Origin of the sequence: Micrococcus lacusdianchii, from assembly GCF_023155805.1 — a bacterium.
GTDB lineage: Bacteria > Actinomycetota > Actinomycetes > Actinomycetales > Micrococcaceae > Micrococcus > Micrococcus lacusdianchii.
Genome location: NZ_JAKNUW010000008.1, coordinates 14,826 through 35,224, shown reverse-complemented (window position 1 = coordinate 35,224; position 20,399 = coordinate 14,826). Strand labels below are relative to the sequence as shown.

Sequence of the window (20,399 nt, the reverse complement as noted above, 5' to 3'; positions counted from 1 at the left end):
ATATTGACCAGTGACACCCGGCGGGCCTCTGTGTGCCCGGATCCCGGGAGACGAGAGATGCGAAGGGGGTCACGCTCATGGGGCGCGGCCGTCAGAAGGCGAAGGCCACGAAGCAGGCACGGGAGATCAAGTACATGTCTCTCGGAACGGACCTCTCGGCACTGGAGCGCGAGCTCACGGGGGGACGCACCCGCGTCCCGGCCCCGGAGCCGGAGGTCGAGCGGGAGCCCGAGTACGAGGACCCCTACGCGGACCTCTACTCGGACGAGGACGAGGACGACGTGCCGGGCCGATGACGCCCGCCACGCATCCCGCACTGGACGGGCACCGGGCCGCGTTGCGGTCCATCGCCCGCGTGGTGGGGGAGAGCGCACCGCTGCAGGACCCCGAGACCGCGTCTCGGGGTCTTCTGCGTGTCCTGGGCGAGGGCCGTCCCCTGGTGATCACGGGCGCCGGCGTCTCCACCGACTCCGGGATCCCCGACTACCGGGGGCCGAACGGCTCGCTGCACCGGCATCGGCCCATGACGTACCAGGAGTTCCGGGACGACCCCGCCGCACGCCACCGGTACTGGGCGCGGTCGTTCGTGGGCTGGCGCCGCATGGACCAGGCCCGTCCCAACGCTGCGCATCGGATCCTGGCGAGGTGGGCCGCCGAGGGCACGGTGGCCGGGATCCTCACGCAGAACGTGGACGGACTGCACGCCGAGGCCGGACGGGAGGCCGGCATGGACCCCGGCCGGCTCATCGAGCTGCACGGCGACCTCGCCCGCGTGGCGTGCCTGCGGTGCGGTCACCGGGAGGACCGCCGAAGGCTGGACGCCCGGCTCGAGGCGGCGAACCCGGGGTACCTCGAGCGGGTGGAGGTCGACCCGGACGCCGTGAACCCGGACGGGGACGTCACGCTCACCACCCGGTGGGTGGAGGAGTTCCGCATGGTCGGGTGCCTCGTGTGCGGGTCCGTGGAGCTGAAGCCGGACGTCGTGTACTTCGGTGAGAGCGTGCCGGTCGAGCGCCGGGACGCGGCCCGCGGAATGGCCGCCGACGCCGACGGGATCGTGGCCGTGGGCACGTCCCTGGCCGTGATGAGCGGGTTCCGGTTCGTGCTCGACGCCGAGCGCGCCGGCAAGCCCGTGGCGCTCGTGAACCTGGGCCCCACGCGGGCCGACCCCAAGGCACAGTGGCGCTGGCGGGCCCCCGTGTCCGAGGCGCTGGCCTGGCTCGACGCCCGCCTCTGACCCCCCGCAGCGCTTTCGCTGACGCAACACGCGCGCGCCGGGTGTTGTCGTCGTCGTGAACCCTCCGTGGTCCCCGGAGGGGCGGCTGCCGCCCCGGAGCACGCCCGCGGCGCTGCGGGCCGCCCTGGACCGGGCGGGCCGCTTCAAGGGCGTGCGGGCGGCGCGGGCGGGTCTCGACCTGATCCGGGTCGGCGCGGATTCGCCGCAGGAGACGGCACGGCGCCTGGCGCTGCTCCATGCGGGCCTTCCGGAGCCGGCGCTGCAGCTGGTGCTCCATCCGGATCGGGAGCGCTCGCCGGACGCCGACCGCGGATGGCGGTCCCTGCGGCTGGTGATCCATGACGACGGCGAGTCCCACCTCGACCCGGCGCAACGCGCGGTGGCCGCCTGGTGGAACGATGGCTGGGACCGTGCCGGCTGGGGCAGATCCGGGCGACCGTCGACGACGCCCGGGACGACTTCCGGAGGGTCGTCGCCGAGGCTCGGGCGCACCGGGCTGGTCTGGGCGGCTGGCGGTACGCCGTCGACTGAGCGCGGCGTCAGCGACAACGCTTGGGCCGCGCGTGTTGCGTCAGCGAAAACGCAACCGGTGCGCGTGTTGCGTCAGCAAAAACGCGGCTCAGGAGGCGTAAGCGCCCGTCATGAGGACGGCGCCGCCGTCGACGCCCTTGGCGCCCTGCACGTAGTCCTCGCCGGCGGCCTCGGCGTCCGCGGAGACCTCCCCGATCGATCCCATGGTCCACGCGGGGATCCCGGCGGCCTCGATCGCGGCGACGGCCCGGTCCGCGGCGTCGGCCGAGACCACGGCCACCATGCCCACGCCGAGGTTCAGCGTCCGCTCGAGGTCGGCCTGCGGCACGCGGCCGAGCTGCCCCACGAGCTGGAACACGGGCGGCAGCGCCCACGTGCCGCGGTCCACGGTGGCCATGAGCCCCTGCGGGAGCACGCGCGCGAGGTTCGCGGCGAGGCCGCCGCCGGTCACGTGGGAGAACCCGCGCAGCGGCAGGTCCTCGCCGCCGTCGGTCCCGTTGAGGGCGTCCATCAGGTCCAGACAGGCCCGCGTGTAGATGCGGGTGGGCTCCAGGAGCTCCTCGCCGAGGGTGCGGCCGAGCTCGTCCACCTCGCGGTCGAAGCTCCAGCCGGCGGCGTTCACCACGCGGCGCACCAGGGAGTAGCCGTTGGAGTGGATGCCCGAGGAGGCCATGCCGACCACCACGTCGCCGGAGCGCACCCGCTCGGCGCCGAGCACGCGGTCCGCCTCCACCACGCCGGTGGCGGCGCCGGCGACGTCGTACTCGTCCACGCCCAGCAGGCCCGGATGCTCGGCGGTCTCGCCGCCCACCAGGGCGGTCCCGGCGAGGCGGCAGCCCTCGGCCACGCCTCGCACGATGTCCGCGATCCGCTCGGGGACCACCTTGCCGCACGCGATGTAGTCGGTCATGAAGAGGGGCTTCGCGCCGACCACCACGATGTCGTCCACGACCATGCCGACCAGGTCCTGGCCGATGGTGTCGTGCTTGTCCATGGCCTGCGCGATCGCGACCTTGGTCCCCACGCCGTCCGTGGAGGTGGCCAGCAGCGGCCTCCGGTACCCGGTGAGCGCGGAGGCGTCCCACATGCCGGCGAAGCCCCCGACGCCGCCCAGCACCTCGGCGGTGTGCGTCGCCTTCACGGCGTCCTTCATGAGCTCGACGGCGCGGTCGCCCGCCTCCACGTCCACGCCGGCGGCGGCGTAGGTCATGGGGGCGCCGCCCGGGGCGGCCTCGGCGGGCTGGGCGGTGTTCTGGGCGTCGGTCACAGCGGGGTCCTGTCCGTCTCGGTGAGCAGCTTCTCGTCCTCGGCGTCCGGGCCGGGCTCGCAGCCGGTGGACGTCACGGTGGTCACGGTCCCGTCCTCGCCCACCACGGGGGTGGCGGCGGCGGTGGGGGAGCCGGTCTCGAGCACGGCCTTGCCGCGCTCCTTCTCGTCGGCGAGCTCGATGGGGTAGCGGCCGGTGAAGCAGGCCGTGCAGAGGCGTTCGCGCGGCTGTTCGGTGGCCGCGATCATGCCCTCCTCGCTGATGTACGCCAGCGAGTCCGCTCCGATCGAGGAGGCGATCTCCTCGACGCCGGCGCCGTTGGCGATCAGCTCGGCGCGCGTGGCGAAGTCGATGCCGTAGAAGCAGGGCCACTTCACGGGCGGGGAGGAGATCTTCACGTGCACCTCGGCGGCGCCGGCCTCCTTGAGCATGCGCACGATGGCGCGCTGCGTGTTGCCGCGCACGATCGAGTCGTCCACGACGACGACGCGCTTGCCCGCCACCACGGTGGGCTGCACGTTGAGCTTGAGCCGGATGCCGAGCTGGCGCAGGGTCTGCGAGGGCTGGATGAAGGTGCGGCCCACGTACGCGTTCTTCACGAAGCCCTGGCGGAAGGGCAGTCCCGAGGCCTCGGCGTAGCCCACGGCGGCGGGCGTGCCGGACTCCGGGACGGGGATCACCACGTCGGCGTCCACCGGGTGCTCCTGAGCCAGGCGGCGGCCCATCTCCACGCGGGACTCGTACACGGAGCGGCCGTTGATCGCGGCGTCCGGGCGGGCGAGGTACACGTACTCGAACACGCAGCCCGCCGGCTGGGGCTCAGCGAAGCGCGTGGAGCGGATGCCGTCCTCGTCGATCGCGATCATCTCGCCGGGCTCGACCTCGCGGATGAAGGAGGCGCCCACGGTGGCCAGGGCGGCCTGCTCGGAGGCCACCACCCAGCCGCGCTCGAGGCGGCCGAGGACCAGCGGGCGCACCCCGTGCGGGTCGCGGGCGGCGTAGAGGGTGTGCTCGGTCATGAACACGAAGCAGTAGGCGCCGCGGACCTGCGGGAGCAGCTCGAGGGCGGTCTCCTCGACGGAGACGCCCGGCTCGCCATGCAGCAGCGCCGTCACCAGAGCTGTGTCCGTGGTGTTGCCCTGCTTGATCTCGCCCTCGCGGTGGGCGCCCTCCTTGCCCTCCACCCTGCGCAGCAGCTCGGCGGAGTTCACGAGGTTGCCGTTGTGCGCCAGCGCGACCGTGCCGCCGTCGGCGGTGGCGCCGAGCGTGGGCTGGGCGTTGGCCCACTTGTTCACACCGGTGGTGGAGTAGCGGCAGTGGCCCACGGCCATGTGGCCGGTCAGCGCGGACAGCGTGGGCTCGTCGAAGACCTGGGACACCAGGCCCATGTCCTTGTACACGGCGATCCGCCTGCCGTCCGAGGCGGCGATGCCCGCGGACTCCTGGCCGCGGTGCTGCAGGGCGTAGAGGCCGTAGTAGGTCAGCTTGGCGACGTCCTCGCCCGGCGCCCACACGCCGAAGACGCCGCACTCGTCCTGCGGGCCGGCGTCCTGGGGGTCGAGGGCGGCGGTGAGGCGGCCGTCGCCGCGGCGGGTGCGAGCGGAGATCACGGCTCGGTGGTCCTTCCATCGGAGGGGTCCGCCCCGCGGCGGGGACGCAGGGCCTCCGCCTCGGCGCGGTGCAGGGTGACGTCCGCCTCGGCGGGGTCGTCGGTGCGACGCAGGGTCACGGTGCGTTGGGTGCGGCGCGAGCGGCGGTCCAGCAGGAGCCATACGAGCAGTCCCACCAGCACGCACGCGGTCACGGCGGCCACCAGCATGGTGCCGAACGTGGAGCCGAAGCTCAGCGGGGCGCCGGAGTAGGGGTCCACGAGCGGCGCGGGCCCGGAGTGCGCGAGGGTGGTGCCGACCAGGGCGAGGAGGACGCCGGCCAGCGAGGAGACCACCACCACCGCGGAGAGCCGGGGCGCGCGCCGCAGCGTGTACTCCTGCTCGTCAGGGGCCGGGGTGGTGCTGCTCTCGGGGCCGGAGGTCATGGGGGCCAGTCTATCGGGGGTCGGGACGCGTCAGCGCCGGGGCCGGGCAGGCCCGCGCCCCGGTCGTCGGCCTCACCCCCGCAGGGCGTCGGCGGGCCGTCGGCGGCTGGCCACCCAGGCCGGGTAGAGCGCGCTCACGACGCCGGAGACGAGTCCGAGGCCCAACGCCAGGGGGATCGACGAGGCGGGAAGGACCGGCGTCCACCCGCGCAGGTGCGAGACGACCACCACCGCCGCCGTGCTGACGGCGGCCCCCAGGGCTCCACCGGCCAGGCCGACCGCCGCCCCCTCGACGAGGAACAGCCGGGCGATCAGGCCACGACCGGATCCGATGGCCCGCCGGAGGGCGATCGCGGCCGTCCACGCCTGCACGGACAGGTACATGGCCGTGGACGCGCTGATGACGGCCAGCACCAGCAGGACGCCGGAGAGCACTCCCACGAACGCGCTGAGGTCGTCGGACACGCCGGCCCGCAGCTGGCGCAGGTCGGCCACGGTCTGCACGCGCACCGAGCCGGGCGACTCGGGGGCGATCATCAGCGGGGCCGCCTGGGACACGGGATAGGGGAAGCCCTCCTCGGTGCGCAGGACGAGGTCGAGCTGCGCCTGGGGCCGCTCTGCGATCACGGGTGCGGTGACGAAGGCGGCGGCGGGAGTGAGCCACGCGAGTCGGTCGGTGCGCACATCCGCGGGCGCGACCTGGGCGAGGTGACCGGCGTCGTCGACGTGGGGCGGCGCGGGCGCTGTTCCGGGGGAGAGCTCGGTGAGCACGCCGTCACGGATCTCGATCCGCCGGTCCGCCTGGACGGCGATCTCCGGGTCGTGGGTGTTGATCAGCACGGTGGTGCCGCGCCGGTGCAGCTCCCGCAGGTGGTCCATGACCACGGTGCTGTTGACGGTGTCCAGGGTCCGCCGTTCCGCTGTGGCCCACACGTCGATCGGCGCGGAGACCGCGACCGGGTCCGGTCCGCTCTGCCCGGGGTACAGGCGCCCGCCACGAAGGCGCCCGCCAGCAGGGCCAGGATCAGGACCCCGACGACGACGAGCCGCCCGGGGTGCGCGATGCGCCGCACTCGTGGCGCGGTCGTGGCGCCCGTCACTGGCGGGTCGCCAGGGAGGCGCGGGCGGCGTCGACGTGCTTCGCGGTCTCGGCCTTGACGTCCTGGAGCGCCGCCTCGTCCTGCGTGATCAAGGGCGCCTGGTAGCTGGCCTCGATGCTGGTGACGCGGATCTCCTCCTTCTTGCGGGCAGGGTCGGCCGGAGCGTCCTCACTGGCCTCGAGGACCTGCTGGGCCAGTCCCTTGTGCCCCCGGCGGTTGAGGCACTCCCGGAGCACGCTCTGGCTGGCGCGTTGCGTGATGTTGAGCTCATCGACCGGGCCTGGTACTCCTCCAGCGGGAGTACGACCTGCCCCGTGCTCCGGTCGAGCCTGCCTTGACCGTCGTGTCCGGGGCGGGATCTCCAGAACTGCATCCGGCGATCAGCAGCGTGACGGCGGCAAGGCTGGATGCGATGGTGCTCAGCTTCTTCACAGTGGATTCCAGCAGATTCGAGTCTTCGCGGCCAGGGCGAGGCGGTCACGCGAGGGTGCAGGTGCGCTCCCAGGATCCCCCGCCCTGACGTCCACCAGGGGACGTACTCAGAGTCTGGCGCGTGTGTTGAGGGCTGTCGACCGATAGTGAGACAAAGGGCGGGCGAGCTTTCGTCCACCCGGCTTGGTGGTCGCTCCTCCTACGCTCTGATGAGCGGCAGATGCGCCGAGACGTCCGCGCGCGTGCCGGAGGCGGACACCCGCCCGGCGGCCCGCGCATCCGCCCACGAGAGCAGCCCGGTGGCGAGCGACAGCCACGTGACCGGGTCCATCTCCACCACGTTGGGCGGCGTGCCGCGCGTGTGGCGCGGTCCGGGGAGGCACTGGGCGACGCCGAAGGGCGGCACCCGCACTTCCACCGAGTTCCCGGGGGCACGGGTGGCCAGCTCCTCGAGGGCGAAGCGCACCGCGGTGGCGCGCATGGCGCGGGGCAGGGCCGCCGCCGCGTCAGGGTCCTCGGCCTGCGTGCGCGCCCACGTCAGCAGGGCGGCGTGGCCCTCGGTGACGGGCACGCGCCGCTTGGGGACGGAGCCGGTGGTCATGCGTCCACCACCGCGCGGACGGGTGCGGCCAGCTCCACGGAGCCCACCGGCTCGCCGCGGCCCAGGATCTTCGGGCGCACCTGCTCCACCACGGACGCCCACCGTTCCCGGTCCACGTGCTCCGGCGCGAACCGGGCCATCAGCGACAGCGCCACGAGGTTGCCGGCGCGCGTGCCGCCGTCGAGGGCCTTGACAGCCACGGCCGTGCCGTCCGGGGCGGCCATCACCATGACGCCGTCCGCGCCGAGCTTGGCGAGCAGGCCCAGCTCGCGCATCACCACGGTGTTGGAGCTCGTCTCACCCTGCACGGCCCACGGGTGGGCGAGCATCGCCTCGGCGACGGCGGCCGCGTGCGGCTCCGCGTCCGGGCGGGAGGGGGCACCGGCCACGCGGCCGATGCCCCGGGCCAGCCCGCTCAGGGACACGACCGCCGCCGGCGCGCCGCAGCCGTCCACACCCGTCTGCGTCACGGGCTCGCCGCAGTACTCCTCGATCACGGCCTCCACCTCCCGCTGGACCGGGTGCTGCGGGTCCAGGTAGGTGCCGACGTCGTGTCCCGAGGCCGTGCACGCGGCGAGGAAGCCGGCGTGCTTGCCCGAGCAGTTGTAGGCCAGCGGCGTCCGCCGGGCCTCCGGGCCGGCCTCGGCCGCGTACCGGGCGAGCTCGTCCGCGTCGGCCGGCCAGTCCGGGGGGCACTGCAGGGCGGAGGGGTCCAGGCCGGCGTCCGCGAGCATGCGCGCGGCGAGCTCCTGGTGACGCACCGTGCCGCGGTGGGAGCCGCACGCGATGGCCAGGGCCTCGCTCTCCAGCCGCGCCCCGTGGCGCAGCGAGGCGATCGCCTGGAACGGCTTGAGCGTGGAGCGCGGGTAGATCGGTGCCTCGGCCGGGCCGAGGGCCACCAGGACGGCGCCGTCCGGTCCGGTGACCACCGCCGCGCCCGCCGTGCGGGACTCCACGAACCCGTTGCGGGCCACGTGGACGAGCTCGACGGCGTCGGCGAGGGCGAAGGTCTGGCCGGCGGAGGAGGTGGAGAGGGCGATGGGCATGGGGACAGGGTAGTCAGGCACGCCGGTGGGGCGTGCCGGCCTCACGCGCCGCTGAGCCGCCCGTCCACCATCGTCAACGTCCGGTCCACGGCGGCGAGGAACTCCACGTCGTGGGTCACCATGAGCGTGGCTGCACCCTCCTCCCGCGTCAGCGTGCCGAGCAGCTCGATGACGGCCGCCGAGCGCTCGCGGTCCAGCGCCGACGTGGGCTCGTCCACCAGCAGCACGGAGGGGGAGCTCATCAGCGCACGGACGATGTTCACGCGCTGGCGCTGACCGCCGGAGAGCTGGTGCGGGCGCTTGTCCGCGTGGGCGGCCAGGTCCACGCGCTCGAGCAGGTTGAGGGCGCGGGCGCCGGAGGCCCTGCGGTCCGCGCGGGAGGCGTCGCGGTCCAGGTGCGCGGTCAGCTCGAGCTGCTCACGCGCGGTCAGGGAGGGCAGCAGGTTGGGCTGCTGGAACACGACACCGATCCGGTCCCCGCGCAGGCGGGTGCGCTCGGCGCGGGGGAGGGCGGTCAGCTCCGTCCCCGCCACATGGACGGTGCCGGAGGTGGGGGACACGAGCCCCGCGGCCACCGCCAGGAGGGAGGACTTGCCTGAGCCGGAGGGGCCCGTGAGCGCGGTGAACGTGCCGGCGGCCAGGTCCAGGCTCACCTCGTCCAGGGCGCGCAGGGTCCGGCCCTCGCCGTCGGGGTACTCGAGCACGAGGTCGCGCACGGACAGGGCGGGGGAGCCGCCCGTGCCCTCGGCGCCGGCCGGGCCCGCGGCCGCGGTGCGGTCGGCGTCGTGGTGGGGGCGGCGGTAGACGGACAGGTCGGGGGTGCGGTCGATGGCGGTCATGTCAGTTGCCTCCGAGGGCGATCAGGGGGTCGATGCGGGTGACGCGGGCGACGGCCAGCGCCGAGCCGGCCAGGCCGAGCGCGAGGACGCCGAGCGCGGGGAGCACGGTGGTGCCGAGGTCGAGGACGAAGGGCACGGCGCCGGCGGCGAGGGCGCCCGCGCCCACAGCAACGGCCGTGCCGACGGTCACGCCCAGGGCCAGGACGATCCCGCCCTGCAGCAGCGCGTCCCGCAGCACCCAGCCCGTGGAGGCGCCGAGGGCCTTGAGCGTGGCGATCTCGCGGGTGCGCTGGATGGTCCAGATGGACAGGAACGCGACGACCACGAGGGCGGAGATCCCGTAGAGGAAGCCCTGCATCATCGTCAGCGAGCCGTTCTCCGAGGAGTAGGCCGGCAGCGCGTCGTATGAGTCGGGGACATTCATGGCCAGGGTGCCCGCGGCGGCGTCGCCGGCCGCGGAGACGGCCCAGGCGTCGGCCCCGTCGGCCACGCCCACGAGGGCCGCGGTGCCGAGGACCTCGTCGTCGGCGACGTGCGTCAGCGCCGTCCAGTCCTCCCGACTGGTCCACGCCACCGGCGTGTGGGAGTACCAGGAGTCCGCAACGACGCCCGCCACGGTGAGGACGAACCCGGACGAGGCCACCTGGTCGCCGGCGGCCACCCCGGCCTCCTCGGCGAGGGACTCGGAGAGGACGATCTCGCCGTCGCCCAGGCCCGCGGGGGCGTGGACCGCGCCCGGCTCCACGCCGACGAACGCCGCGGTGGCGACGCCGCCCACGTCCGCACCGGAGGTGTCGGCGCGGCCCTCGGCGTCCGGGGTGACGTCCGAGGCCAGGCCCACCAGGCGGCCCTGGCTCAGGCCCACCGGGTCCACGGCGGCCACGCCGTCCACCCCCGCCCACGCGTCACGCTGGGCGGCGGTGATCTCGGACTGGGTGAAGGAGGCGGTGGGCTTCTGGCCGGCCGTGCCGCCGAACACCACGAGGTCCGCGCCGGCGGCCTCGGCATCGTCCAGGACGGCGGTGTTCTGGTGCCCCAGACCGGCGGTCAGGCCGGAGAGCATCACCAGCAGGACGGTGATGAGGGCGACGACGGCGCCCATGAGGCTGAAGCGACCGGTGGCGAACCGCAGGTCGCGCAGGGCGAGGAACATGGGGGTGGATCCTTCGTGTCGGGGGTCTCGGACTCTGTGCCTCCACCCTCCCGCCGGTCCGCCGCGCGCGGATCGCCCGCCGCGGACGGTCCTCGATCAACCGATCGGTTGATCCGGCCCCTGCCGGCCCCCGCCCCGCCCCCCGCCCCGCCCCCCGCTTTCGAGCGTGGAATAGGGCCTATTCCGCGCTCGACAGCGCCCATTCGCCCGATTCCGCCCACGAAGACGAGGGCCACGGCGGGGCAGCGCGCTGCCTACGCTGGCGTCATGCATGCCGCACCCCCGCCGGTCCCCGCCCCACGGCCCGAGCACCCCACGGACGGGCTCGGCGAGGCGCCCGGGGTCACGGTCGGCACGAAGCTCGGCCTCCCGACGCCGGCCCTGCTCGTCGTCCTGCGGATCGTCCTCCACACCTCCTTCGCCGGGCTCCTCTCCCTCGGGCTGGTGCGCGCGCTGGCCGGGGGCGTCGGCGGGCCGGCCGCGCGGGGCGCGACGGGCGTGATGCTCGTGGTCCTCACCGCGGTGCTGGCCGCCGTGTACCTGGCCGGCACCGTCCACGAGCGCGGCTTCCGTAAGGCCGGACGGAGTCCCGCGGGCGGCCCCGCGCTCGGCTGGCTCGCCGCCGTGCTGGCGGTCTGGGCCCTCTTGGTGCTCCATCACCCGGACTTCACCTGGCTTGCGTTCCCCCTCTTCTTCGTGTGCCTGCACGTGATGGATGTGCTGCTGCGCCGCCCCGTGGCCGCGGTGACGCTCGTGGCGGCGGTGACCGGCGTCGTCGTGCTGGCTGGCGCGCTGCGGGCCGGGGAGCTGTCCCCGGGGGCGGTGCTGGGACCCGCGATCGGCGCGGGGGCGGCCGTGGTGATGCACCTGGCGTACCGCGTGCTGCTCACCGAGGCGGAGCACCAGCGCGTGGTCGCGGAGGAGCTGCGGGCCACGCGCGCCGAGCTCGCCGCGTCCGAGCGCCACGCGGGGATCCTGACCGAACGCGAGCGGCTCTCCCGCGAGATCCACGACACCCTCACGCAGGGGCTGGCCTCGATCGTCCTGGTCTCCCGCGCGGCCCAGGACGCCGTGCGCGCAGGGGACGCGGCCCTCGCGGACGAGCGCCTGGAGACCGTGCGGGCGACGGCCGCGGAGAACCTGGCCGAGTCCCGGGCGTTCGTGCGCGGGCTGCGCGCGGCGGGGCCGGCCGAGGACGCCGTGGTGTCCGCGGCCGGGGCGCGGGACCCGCTCGCCGCAGCCCTGGCGCAGGCGGTGCGCGGCCTGCGGGCGCGCCAGCAGGCGCTCGGCCGGCCCGTGGACGCCGAGCTCACCCTGGTGGGCGAGCCCGTGGCCGTGGGGGAGGCCGTGGAGACCGTGCTCATCCGGGCGGCGCAGGCGTCCCTGGCCAACGTGGCCCAGCACGCCGACGCCCGCCGCTGCCGCGTCACCCTGACGTGGCTGGACGGGGAGGTCGCCCTCGACGTCGCCGACGACGGCGTCGGGTTCGACCCGGATCACGGGGCGGACGGCACCGGTGCGACGGCGGGCACGGGCGTCGGGCTGGCCGGCCTGCGGGAGCGGGCGGCCGGCGTCGGCGGCCAGGCGACGGTGGAGAGCGCCCCGGGGGAGGGCACCGTGGTGGCGCTGCGGATCCCGATCCCGCGGGCGGCGGACGAGCAGAGGAGGACCACGTGAGCGTGAGAGTGATGCTGGTGGACGACCACCCGGTGGTGCGGGCCGGGGTCCGGGCGGTCCTCGAGGCCGACCCGGGGATCCAGGTGGTGGCCGAGGCCGGTGAGGGGGCCGCAGCGCTCGCGGCCCTGGAGCACGGGGCCGACGGCGTGGACGTCGTCCTCATGGACCTGCAGATGGGCGCGGGCATGGACGGCGTGACCGCCACCCGCCGCGTGCGGGCGGAGCACCCGCGGCTGCCCGTGCTGGTCCTCACGACGTTCGACACCGAGGCCGACATCCTCGCCGCCCTCGACGCCGGCGCCGCGGGCTACCTGCTCAAGGACGCCCCGCCGGAGGAGATTGCCGGGGCGGTGCACCGCATGGCCGCCGGGCGGCCCGCGCTCGGCGCCGAGGTGGCCGAGCGCCTGCTTACGCGCACCACGGGCCCCGGCGCCGCGTCGGCCCTGAGCGCTCGGGAGATCGAGCTGCTCGAGCTGATCGCGCGCGGGGACACCAACCGCGAGGCGGCGCGCGCGCTGTTCCTCTCCGAGGCCACCGTCAAGACGCACCTGGTGCACATCTTCCAGAAGCTCGGCGTGGCCACGCGCACCGAGGCCGTGCACGCGGCGCGGGAGCGGCGGATCATCCGCTGAGGAGGTCGGCGCCGGCCCCGGGGGTGCGCCGGGGGCGGCTCAGCGCCGCCCGACGGCCCTGGTGACCACCGCGGCCACGACGCCGGCGCCCGCCACGATCGCCAGCGCCCACCCCAGGGAGAGATCGCCGCGGCCGATGCCGACCAGTCGCAGGGTCCAGAATCCGATCAGTGCGCACGCGAAGGTGACGCCCACGAACGTGGAGGCGGTCCGCAGGCCGTTCCCGGGCCCGCCCGCCCCGCCGCGACCGGGGCGGAGGCGGGGGTCGTCGTCGTTCCGGCCGTGATGCAGGGGAGGCAGGGTCATGACATCCAGCCTAGGGCGTCCGGGCGCGCCGTAGGCTGGGGGCGTGAAGATCCTCGTGCTCGGCAACGGCGGCCGCGAACACGCTCTGTTGCGCGCCCTCTCCCGTGATCCCCAGGTCAGCGAGCTGCACGCGGCTCCCGGCAACGCCGGCATGGCGGACGCGGCGACCCTCCACCCGGTGGTCGCCACGGATGCCGACGCCGTCGTGGCCCTGGCCGGCCGGCTCGCCGTGGAGCTCGTGGTGGTGGGTCCCGAGGCCCCGCTGGCCGCCGGCGTGGCCGACGCGCTGCGCGACGCCGGGATCGCCGTGTTCGGCCCGTCCCGCGCCGCCGCCCAGCTGGAGGCGTCCAAGTCCTTCGCCAAGGAGGTCATGGCCGCCGCGGGCGTGCCCACCGCGGGCGCGCGCGTGTGCCGCACGGAGGCGGAGGCGGAGGCCGCGTTCGCCGAGTTCGGTGCCCCGCACGTGGTGAAGGACGACGGCCTCGCCGCCGGCAAGGGCGTGGTGGTCACCGCGGACCGCGCCGAGGCGCTGGCGCACGCGACGGCGTGCTTCGCCGCCGGCGGCGCCGTGGTGGTCGAGGACTTCCTCGACGGACCCGAAATCTCCCTGTTCGTGCTCTGCGACGGTGCGGACGCCGTGCCGCTGACCCCGGCGCAGGACTTCAAGCGCATCCACGACGGCGACGCCGGCCCCAACACCGGCGGCATGGGCGCCTACACGCCCCTGGAGTGGCTGCCGGAGGACTTCGTGGCGGAGGTCATGGACCGCGTGGCCCGGCCCGTGCTCGCCGAGATGGGCCGCCGTGGGACGCCGTTCACGGGCGTGCTGTTCATCGGCCTGGCCGTCACCGCGAAGGGCCCCGAGGTCATCGAGTTCAACGTGCGCTTCGGGGATCCCGAGACGCAGGCCGTCCTCGCCCGGCTGGAGACCCCGCTCGGCGGGCTCCTGGCCGACGCCGCCGCCGGACGCCTCGGCGCGGACCGTGAGCTCGCCTGGAGCGACGACGTCGCGGTGGACGTGGTGCTGGCCTCGGCCGGGTATCCGGCGACGTCCTCGTCCGGCGACGTGATCACCGGCGTCGAGGACGCACTGGCCCTCGAGGGCGTGGACGTGCTGCACGCCGGCACCGCGCGCACCGGGGACGGGGACCTGGTGACGACCGGCGGGCGCGTACTCGCCGTCGTCGGGCGGGGGAAGGACCTGGCGCGGGCGCGGGCGCGGGCCTACGCGGGGGTCGAGCACATCCGGTTCGACGGCGCCCAGCACCGCACGGACATCGCGCTGAAGGCCGAGCGCGGGGAGATCACGGTGCCCGCGCGGTCGGGCGGGACCGCCGGGGGCGACGCGGCGACGACGCGCGCCGGCCTTCTCAGCACCGGGTTCGCCGGCGCGGAGGCGCTCGACCTGCCCGGCTGGCGCCACGTGTACTCCGGCAAGGTGCGGGACCTGTACGAGCCGGCCGACGCGGCGCCCGGCGAGTCGGAGACGCTGCTGGTGGTGGCCTCTGACCGGATCAGCGCCTACGACCACGTGCTGGAGCCGCCGATCCCGGACAAGGGCACCGTGCTGACCCAGCTGAGCCTGTGGTGGTTCGAGCGGCTCGCCGAGGGCGAGGACGCCGTCGCCAACCATGTGGTGTCCATGGACGTGCCGGAGGCGGTGGCCGGGCGCGCCATGGTGGTGAAGCGGCTGGCCATGCACCCCATCGAGTGCATCGCGCGCGGCTACCTGACCGGCTCCGGGCTGGCCGAGTACCGGGAGCACGGGACCGTGACAGGCATCCCGCTGCCGGAGGGGCTCGTGGACGGGTCCCGGCTGGAGCCGGCGATCTTCACCCCCTCGGCCAAGGCGGAGGTCGGCGAGCACGACGAGAACATCACGTACGAGCAGACCGTCGAGCGGGTGGGCGAGGACGTGGCGGGTGCGCTGCGGGAGGCGACCCTGGCCGTGTACACCCGCGCCGAGGCGATCGCGCGCGAGGCCGGGATCATCCTGGCTGACACCAAGGTGGAGTTCGGGGAGGACCCGCGGACGGGGGAGCTGGTGCTCGGCGACGAGGTGCTGACGCCCGACTCCTCCCGCTTCTGGGACGCCGAGGACTATGAGCCCGGCCGCGCCCAGGCCAGCTTCGACAAGCAGTTCGTGCGCGACTGGCTGACCTCCCCGGCCTCCGGGTGGGACAGGGCTTCGGGCGAGGCGCCGCCGTCGTTGCCGGCCGACGTCGTGGAGCGGACGCGCACGCGGTACGTCGAGGCGTACGAACGCCTGACGGGCCGGACCTTCGGGGCCCCGGAGGCCTGAGGCCGGCTGCTGGCCCCTGTACCGGCGCCCGCGCCGCGCCCCAGCGCTTTCGAACGTGGAATAGGGCCTATTCCACGTTCGAAAGCGGCAATTCGCCCGATTCCACGTTCGAAAACGAGGGGCGGGTGGCGGCGTGGTGGGCCGGACCGGTCCTGCACAGCGGGATCGACCCCGGCGTGTCGTCCCCGTACACGGCCCCTCGGCCCGCTGCCCGCCGATCCTGCCTGCAGGCTGGGCCCATGCCCCGCGCCGCCTCGCCCCTGCCCTCCGCCCTCGCTGGATCCGTCTTCACCTGCGCGGAGGCACGATCCGCCGGTGTCGGGTCTGAACGGCTGCGGTCGACGGCGGTCCGCCGGGTCACCCAGGGTGCCTACCGTGCCGTCGCCGATGTACCCGGGACGTGGGCCGATCTCGGCCTGGGCGAGCCGGTCGCCGGGCTGCCGCCCGAGGAGGCCGCGGTCGTCGTCGCCGCGACGCGCGGGGTGGCCAGCCACGTCACGGCGCTGCGTCTGCACGGGATGGTCCTCCCACCGTGGCTCGCGGAGGACCGGCGGCTCCACGTGAGTCGTCCCCACGGCAGGGGCCGCAGCGGACGGGCGGGCGTCGTCACCCACGCCCGGGACGTGCCGGCGGCCGATGTCACCGAGGTGCACGGGATCCGGGTGACGACACCGGAACGCGCCTGGGTGGACCTGTCTTCGCTCCTGCGACCGGGCCAGATCAAGCCCGCTGTGGTGGCCGGGGACGCGCTCGTGCGCCACCCCTGGGTGGACGGCGTCCGCATGGCGCCACTGACCACGCCGCAACGGCTGCGCGAAGCCCTGAAGCGGGCCGGGCGCTTCAAGGGCGTCCGCGCGGCGCGGGCGGCACTCGAGCTGGTGCGGGTCGGGGCGGACTCCCCGCCTGAGACGGAGCTGCGCCTCGCGCTGCTCGACGCCGGCCTTCCGGAGCCGCGGCTGCAGGTGCGGCTGGTCACGAGCGCGGGTGAGCAGACGGACGCGGACCTCGCGATCGACGAGGCTCGCGTGGTCCTCCACTACGACGGCGGCCACCACCGCACTCCCGATCAACAGGCCCGCGACGCCAGGCGGGACCGGCTGTGGCAGGAGGCGGGGCGACTCTCCCTCTCCGTGTCGGTGCTGGATCGGCGAGACGGCTACCGCGGCGTCGTCCGCACGGTGCTGCGTCGCTGGGCGCAGGTGCGCGCCGACGTCGTCTGAGGCCCTTCGGTCTGCACCCCCCCGTTTTCGGACGCGGAATCGGGCGAATGCGCGCTGTCGAACGTCGAATAGGGCCGATTCCGCGTTCGAAAGCGCAGGGGGCGGGGGCGGGGGAGAGGGGTCCCGCTCAGGCCCCGCCCGTGACCAGGGAGTCCTCCCACGCCCGGTGCAGCGCCGCGAACCGGCCGCCCGCGGCCACGAGCTCGGCGGGAGAGCCGTCCTCCACGATGCGTCCGCCGTGCACCACGAGCACGCGGTCCGCGATCGCCACCGTGCTCAGCCGGTGGGCGATGATCAGGGCCGTGCGGTCCCCGAGCAGCCGCTCAAGCCCGGCCTGCACCAGCCGCTCGCTCGGCAGGTCCAGGGAACTCGTCGCCTCGTCCAGGATCAGCACGGCCGGGTCCGCCAGGAACGCCCTCGCGAAGCTGATCAGCTGCCGCTGACCCGCGGACAGGCGCCCGCCGCGCTGGTTCACGTCCGTGTCGTAGCCCTCGGGGAGCTCCCGGATGAACGTATCCGCGCCCACGGCCCGCGCCGCGGCCTCCACCTCGTCCCGTCGCGCCCCCGGCCGGCCGAGCGCGATGTTCTCGGCCACGGACCCGGAGAACAGGAACGCCTCCTGCGTGACCATCACCACGTTCCGGCGCAGGTCCTTCTGTGACAGCTCGCGCAGCTCCACCCCGTCCAGCGTGAGCGAGCCGGAGGTCAGGTCGTAGAACCGTGCGATCAGCTTCACCAGCGTGGACTTGCCCGCGCCGGTCTGGCCCACCACCGCCACGGTCTGCCCGGCGGGCACGGTGAGGTCGAACTCGGGCAGCACGACCTTCCCCGGACCATAGCCGAACACGGCGTCGCGGAACTCGATCCGCCCGCTCGCCTCCCCCTCGCCGACGGGCGCCGGCCCGCTCCCGTCCGGGCGGGGCAGGGGCGTGGGGTGCGCGGCCTCGACGACGCCGGGCTCCTCCTCCAGCAGACCCGACACCTTCTCGAGGGCGGCTGTCGCGGACTGCAGCGAGGAGTAGAACATCGCCACCATCTCCATCGGCTGGAACACGCGCCGGCCCGCGAGCAGCAGGGCCACGAGCACGCCCACCTCCAGGTCCCCGGACAGCACCCGCAGACCGCCGGTCACCAGCAGGGCGGCCACCGTCAGGTTGCCCACCGCGATCAGGGTGGGCTGCAGCACGCCGAACAGGTTCAGGGACTCCACCATGTCGTCCCGGTAGCGGGTGGCCAGCTCGCGGTAGCGCCGCTCGTTGGCGCGCTCACGCCGGAAGGCCTGTACGGCACGGATGCCGGTCATGGTCTCCACGAAGTGGACGATCGACCGTGCCGAGGACACCCGCGACCGCCGGTACACGTCCTCGGAGCGCACGCGGTACCAGTGCACCACCGCCGCCACGGGCACGGCGGCCCCCAGCAGCACCAGGAAGGACGGCGGGTCCAGGATCAGGATGGAGAGGGCCGTGAACGTCATGAACATCAGGCCAGAGACCAGCGCGGACACGCCCTGGTCCAACAGTTCGCGCAGCGCCTCGAGATCCGAGGTCTGACGCGAGATCACGCGTCCCGAGGTGTACCGCTCGTGGAACCCCAGGCTGAGGCGCTGGGTGTGCCGGAACACACGCAGTCGCAGGTCCAGGAGCATCGCCTGGCTGGCCTTGGCGGTGAGCCACGTGTAGACGCCCAGCAGGAGGCCGGAGGCCAGCGCGGTGAGCACGTACGCACCGCCGACCAGGGTGAGCACGCCCGTCACGGGCTCGCCGGCGCGCATGCCGGCCATCAGCTGCGGCAGGCCCCAGTCGATCGCCCATGCGATGAGCAGCGGGGCCGCCGCGCGGGCCGCGTTGGACACCACGACGAGCACCGCCGTCAGCAGCAGCATCCCCCGCACCGGGCGGCCGAGCTCGGCCAGCAGCCGCCAGGAGCGGCGCCGGACGTGGCGGCGCTCAGCGGGCGTGTAGTCGTCGGCCTCCTCCGCGCCGACGCCGGTGACGCGGGTGACGTCCGCGGTGCTCATGCCTGCTCCTCGGGTCGGCTGGAGATGATGTCGCGGTAGGCGGCGCTGCGGCGCAGCAGCTCGGCGTGCGTGCCGACGTCGGCCACGCGCCCGTCCTCGAGGACCGCCACGCGGTCGGCCAGGGCCACGGTGGAGGGCCGGTGCGCCACGATCAGGGTGGTGGTCCCGGCGAGCACCTCGCGCAGCCGCGCGGTGACGGCCTCCTCGGTGCGCACGTCGAGGGCGGAGAGCGGGTCGTCGAGCACGAGGATGTCCGGTCGGGCCGCGATCGCGCGGGCGAGGGCCACGCGCTGGCGCTGGCCGCCGGAGAGGCTCAGCCCCTCCTCGCCGATCTCCGCGTCGACGCCGTCGGGCAGGTCCGCCACGAAGTCGGCCTGCGCGGTGTCCAGGGCGAGGTCCAGCAGCGCGCGGGCGGCGGGGGAGTCGAGGCCGTCGGCGAGCACGTCCGCCGGGGCGCCGAGCAGGACGTTCGCGCGCACCGTGTCCGAGAACAGGGTGGCGTCCTCGAACGCGATGGACACCCGCCGCCGCAGCTCCTGCAGCGGGTAGTCCCGCACGTCCACGGCGTCCACGAGTACCGCGCCGCCCGTGACGTCGTAGAGCCGGGGGACGAGCTGGACCAGCGTGGACTTGCCCGAGCCGGTGACGCCCACGAGGGCGAGTGTCTCGCCCGGGACGAGAGTGAGGTCCACGCCGCGCAGCAGCTCGTCCGCCTCCCCGTCGCCGGCGTCCGGGAATCGGAAGCGCACGTCCCGGAACTCGAGGGTCCCGCGGGAGGGCGGCAGCGCGACGCCGGTCCGCTCCCCGTCCTGGGTCCGCTCCCCGTCCCCGGTCTGCGCGCCGGTCTCGGCTGCCCGGGACCGGGCGGTGCGCGCGGGGCGCCCCGCCGCCTCCGCGCGCCCGGCGCGGGCCGCGGCGGCGGCGCGGCCGGCGTCGAGCGCCTCCTCCTCGTCCATGTCCGCTCCGGCGGGCGAGGTCACGGTGGCGGGGGAGGAGAGGACGTCCAGGTGCCGGTCGATGGCGGTCTTGGCGGCGAGGCTCATGCCCATGAGCTGGCCGATCGACTCCACAGGGCCGGAGAGCACGGCGGCCGTGGCGAAGTACGCTGCCAGCGCGCCCACCGTCAGATCGCCCTGGGCCACGAGCCACACGCCCAGCGCCAGGCCCACCCCGAGCACCGCCTCCGGCAGCGCGACGATCAGAGCGATGAATCCGGAGAGCACGGACGCCTTGCGGACCTCGGTGCCCCGCAGCGTCTCGGCGCGGCCGCGGAAGCCCTCGAGCGCGTGCCCACCGCGCCCGAACGCCTTCAGGACTCGGATGCCGTGCACGGACTCCTCCACGGTGGTGGCGAGGTCTCCGGCCTGGTCCTGGGAGAGGCGGGAGGCGGAGCGGAAGTCGTTGCGGAACCCGAAGGAGCGCCACATGATCGGCACCGCGGCCGCCAGATACAGCAGCGCGAGCTGCCAGGACAGCCCGAAGAGCAGGGCCATGCCCACCAGGATGGTCACGGCGTTGACCACCAGCATCACGGAGCCGAACGCGATCCACCGCCGCAGCAGGGACAGGTCGGCCTGGGCGCGGGAGAGCAGCTGACCGGAGGGCCACGCGTCGTGGAAGGCCGCGGGCATGCGCTGCAGCCGGCGGTAGAGGGTGACCCTGGCCCGGTTCTCCACGTCGGCGGCGGGCGGCAGGATGAAGAAGCGTCGCAGGTACACGAAGAGCGCCTCGGCCAGGCCCAGGCCGGCCAGCAGGGCGGCGGCCCACCAGACCTCCGCGCGGGCGGCATCCGTGGGCGGGGCGTCCTGCACCACGTCCGCGAACACCGAGTTCACGAGCACCTGGATCACCTGGGGGATCGCCAGGGCCACCAGACCGGCGAGCATGGCGCTGACCAGGCCTGCGGCCCACCGGACGCCCACGCCGTCCAGGTACGGGGCGATCCCGCGCAGGGCGGCGCGCAGGGGCAGGGCGGTGGAGGAGGGACGGGGCACGGGGGGA

General features: G+C 74.8%; 18 protein-coding genes. 6 read left to right on the top strand and 12 right to left on the bottom strand.

The features are described 5' to 3' along the window. The first annotated feature begins 77 nt into the window (after positions 1–77). Positions 78–296, top strand: a complete 219-nt coding sequence (locus MA879_RS06605; RefSeq protein ID WP_248124294.1) for a DUF3073 domain-containing protein — start codon at positions 78–80, stop codon at positions 294–296. Then, on the top strand, positions 293–1,237 hold the full coding sequence (locus tag MA879_RS06600) for a Sir2 family NAD-dependent protein deacetylase (protein ID WP_248124293.1): 945 nt from the start codon (positions 293–295) through the stop codon (positions 1,235–1,237). Before MA879_RS06605 ends, MA879_RS06600 begins: the two co-directional genes overlap by 4 nt. Positions 1,238–1,856: 619 nt before the next feature. On the opposite strand, the gene purM is transcribed toward MA879_RS06600, so the two are convergent. The 9 genes from purM to MA879_RS06555 form a co-directional block, all read right to left on the bottom strand. Then, positions 1,857–2,978: a phosphoribosylformylglycinamidine cyclo-ligase gene (gene purM, locus MA879_RS06595; RefSeq protein WP_248124432.1), complete on the bottom strand. Its 1,122-nt coding sequence runs from the start codon at positions 2,976–2,978 to the stop codon at positions 1,857–1,859. A 53-nt stretch (positions 2,979–3,031) separates the two neighbouring features. Further along, complete coding sequence (purF, locus tag MA879_RS06590) at positions 3,032–4,645, bottom strand: amidophosphoribosyltransferase (protein WP_248124292.1); 1,614 nt, start codon at positions 4,643–4,645, stop codon at positions 3,032–3,034. After that, complete coding sequence (locus MA879_RS06585; RefSeq protein WP_248124291.1) at positions 4,642–5,070, bottom strand: hypothetical protein; 429 nt, start codon at positions 5,068–5,070, stop codon at positions 4,642–4,644. Before MA879_RS06585 ends, purF begins: the two co-directional genes overlap by 4 nt. Before the next feature lie 72 nt (positions 5,071–5,142). Then, positions 5,143–6,003, bottom strand: coding sequence for an ABC transporter permease (locus MA879_RS06580; RefSeq protein WP_248124290.1), 861 nt, complete (start codon positions 6,001–6,003; stop codon positions 5,143–5,145). A gap of 163 nt (positions 6,004–6,166) precedes the next feature. Continuing rightward, entirely contained in the window at positions 6,167–6,406 is a 240-nt protein-coding gene (locus MA879_RS06575; protein WP_248124289.1) for a hypothetical protein, read from the bottom strand. A gap of 395 nt (positions 6,407–6,801) precedes the next feature. Continuing rightward, positions 6,802–7,203 carry a sterol carrier family protein gene (locus MA879_RS06570; protein ID WP_248124288.1) on the bottom strand — a complete coding sequence of 134 codons (402 nt, stop codon included), beginning with the start codon at positions 7,201–7,203 and terminating at the stop codon, positions 6,802–6,804. Then, positions 7,200–8,249, bottom strand: a complete 1,050-nt coding sequence (locus MA879_RS06565) for an asparaginase (protein ID WP_248124286.1) — start codon at positions 8,247–8,249, stop codon at positions 7,200–7,202. Before MA879_RS06565 ends, MA879_RS06570 begins: the two co-directional genes overlap by 4 nt. Before the next feature lie 41 nt (positions 8,250–8,290). Next, on the bottom strand, positions 8,291–9,088 hold the full coding sequence (locus tag MA879_RS06560; RefSeq protein ID WP_248124284.1) for an ABC transporter ATP-binding protein: 798 nt from the start codon (positions 9,086–9,088) through the stop codon (positions 8,291–8,293). A gap of 1 nt (position 9,089) precedes the next feature. After that, positions 9,090–10,241 carry an ABC transporter permease gene (locus tag MA879_RS06555; RefSeq protein ID WP_248124282.1) on the bottom strand — a complete coding sequence of 384 codons (1,152 nt, stop codon included), beginning with the start codon at positions 10,239–10,241 and terminating at the stop codon, positions 9,090–9,092. A gap of 267 nt (positions 10,242–10,508) precedes the next feature. On the opposite strand from MA879_RS06555, the gene MA879_RS06550 reads away from it, so the two are divergent. Beyond that, positions 10,509–11,918, top strand: a complete 1,410-nt coding sequence (locus MA879_RS06550) for a sensor histidine kinase (RefSeq protein WP_248124280.1) — start codon at positions 10,509–10,511, stop codon at positions 11,916–11,918. Then, positions 11,915–12,550 carry a response regulator transcription factor gene (locus tag MA879_RS06545; RefSeq protein ID WP_335342040.1) on the top strand — a complete coding sequence of 212 codons (636 nt, stop codon included), beginning with the start codon at positions 11,915–11,917 and terminating at the stop codon, positions 12,548–12,550. The genes MA879_RS06550 and MA879_RS06545 overlap by 4 nt, the downstream gene beginning before the upstream one ends. 39 nt (positions 12,551–12,589) lie before the next feature. Here the strand turns inward: MA879_RS06545 and MA879_RS06540 are convergent, their stop codons facing one another. Beyond that, positions 12,590–12,856 carry a hypothetical protein gene (locus MA879_RS06540; RefSeq protein WP_248124278.1) on the bottom strand — a complete coding sequence of 89 codons (267 nt, stop codon included), beginning with the start codon at positions 12,854–12,856 and terminating at the stop codon, positions 12,590–12,592. 43 nt (positions 12,857–12,899) lie between these two features. Between MA879_RS06540 and purD the strand changes: the two genes are divergently transcribed. Both purD and MA879_RS06530 read left to right on the top strand, forming a co-directional pair. Then, positions 12,900–15,158, top strand: coding sequence for a phosphoribosylamine--glycine ligase (purD, locus tag MA879_RS12530; RefSeq protein WP_248124276.1), 2,259 nt, complete (start codon positions 12,900–12,902; stop codon positions 15,156–15,158). A gap of 239 nt (positions 15,159–15,397) precedes the next feature. Continuing rightward, positions 15,398–16,378, top strand: a complete 981-nt coding sequence (locus MA879_RS06530) for an endonuclease domain-containing protein (protein ID WP_248124274.1) — start codon at positions 15,398–15,400, stop codon at positions 16,376–16,378. A gap of 127 nt (positions 16,379–16,505) precedes the next feature. On the opposite strand, the gene MA879_RS06525 is transcribed toward MA879_RS06530, so the two are convergent. Both MA879_RS06525 and MA879_RS06520 read right to left on the bottom strand, forming a co-directional pair. Next, positions 16,506–18,398 (bottom strand): ABC transporter ATP-binding protein, encoded by a 1,893-nt coding sequence (locus MA879_RS06525; protein ID WP_248124272.1) that lies wholly within the window; start codon positions 18,396–18,398, stop codon positions 16,506–16,508. Continuing rightward, positions 18,395–20,392, bottom strand: a complete 1,998-nt coding sequence (locus tag MA879_RS06520; RefSeq protein ID WP_248124269.1) for an ABC transporter ATP-binding protein — start codon at positions 20,390–20,392, stop codon at positions 18,395–18,397. Before MA879_RS06520 ends, MA879_RS06525 begins: the two co-directional genes overlap by 4 nt. Positions 20,393–20,399 lie beyond the last annotated feature (7 nt).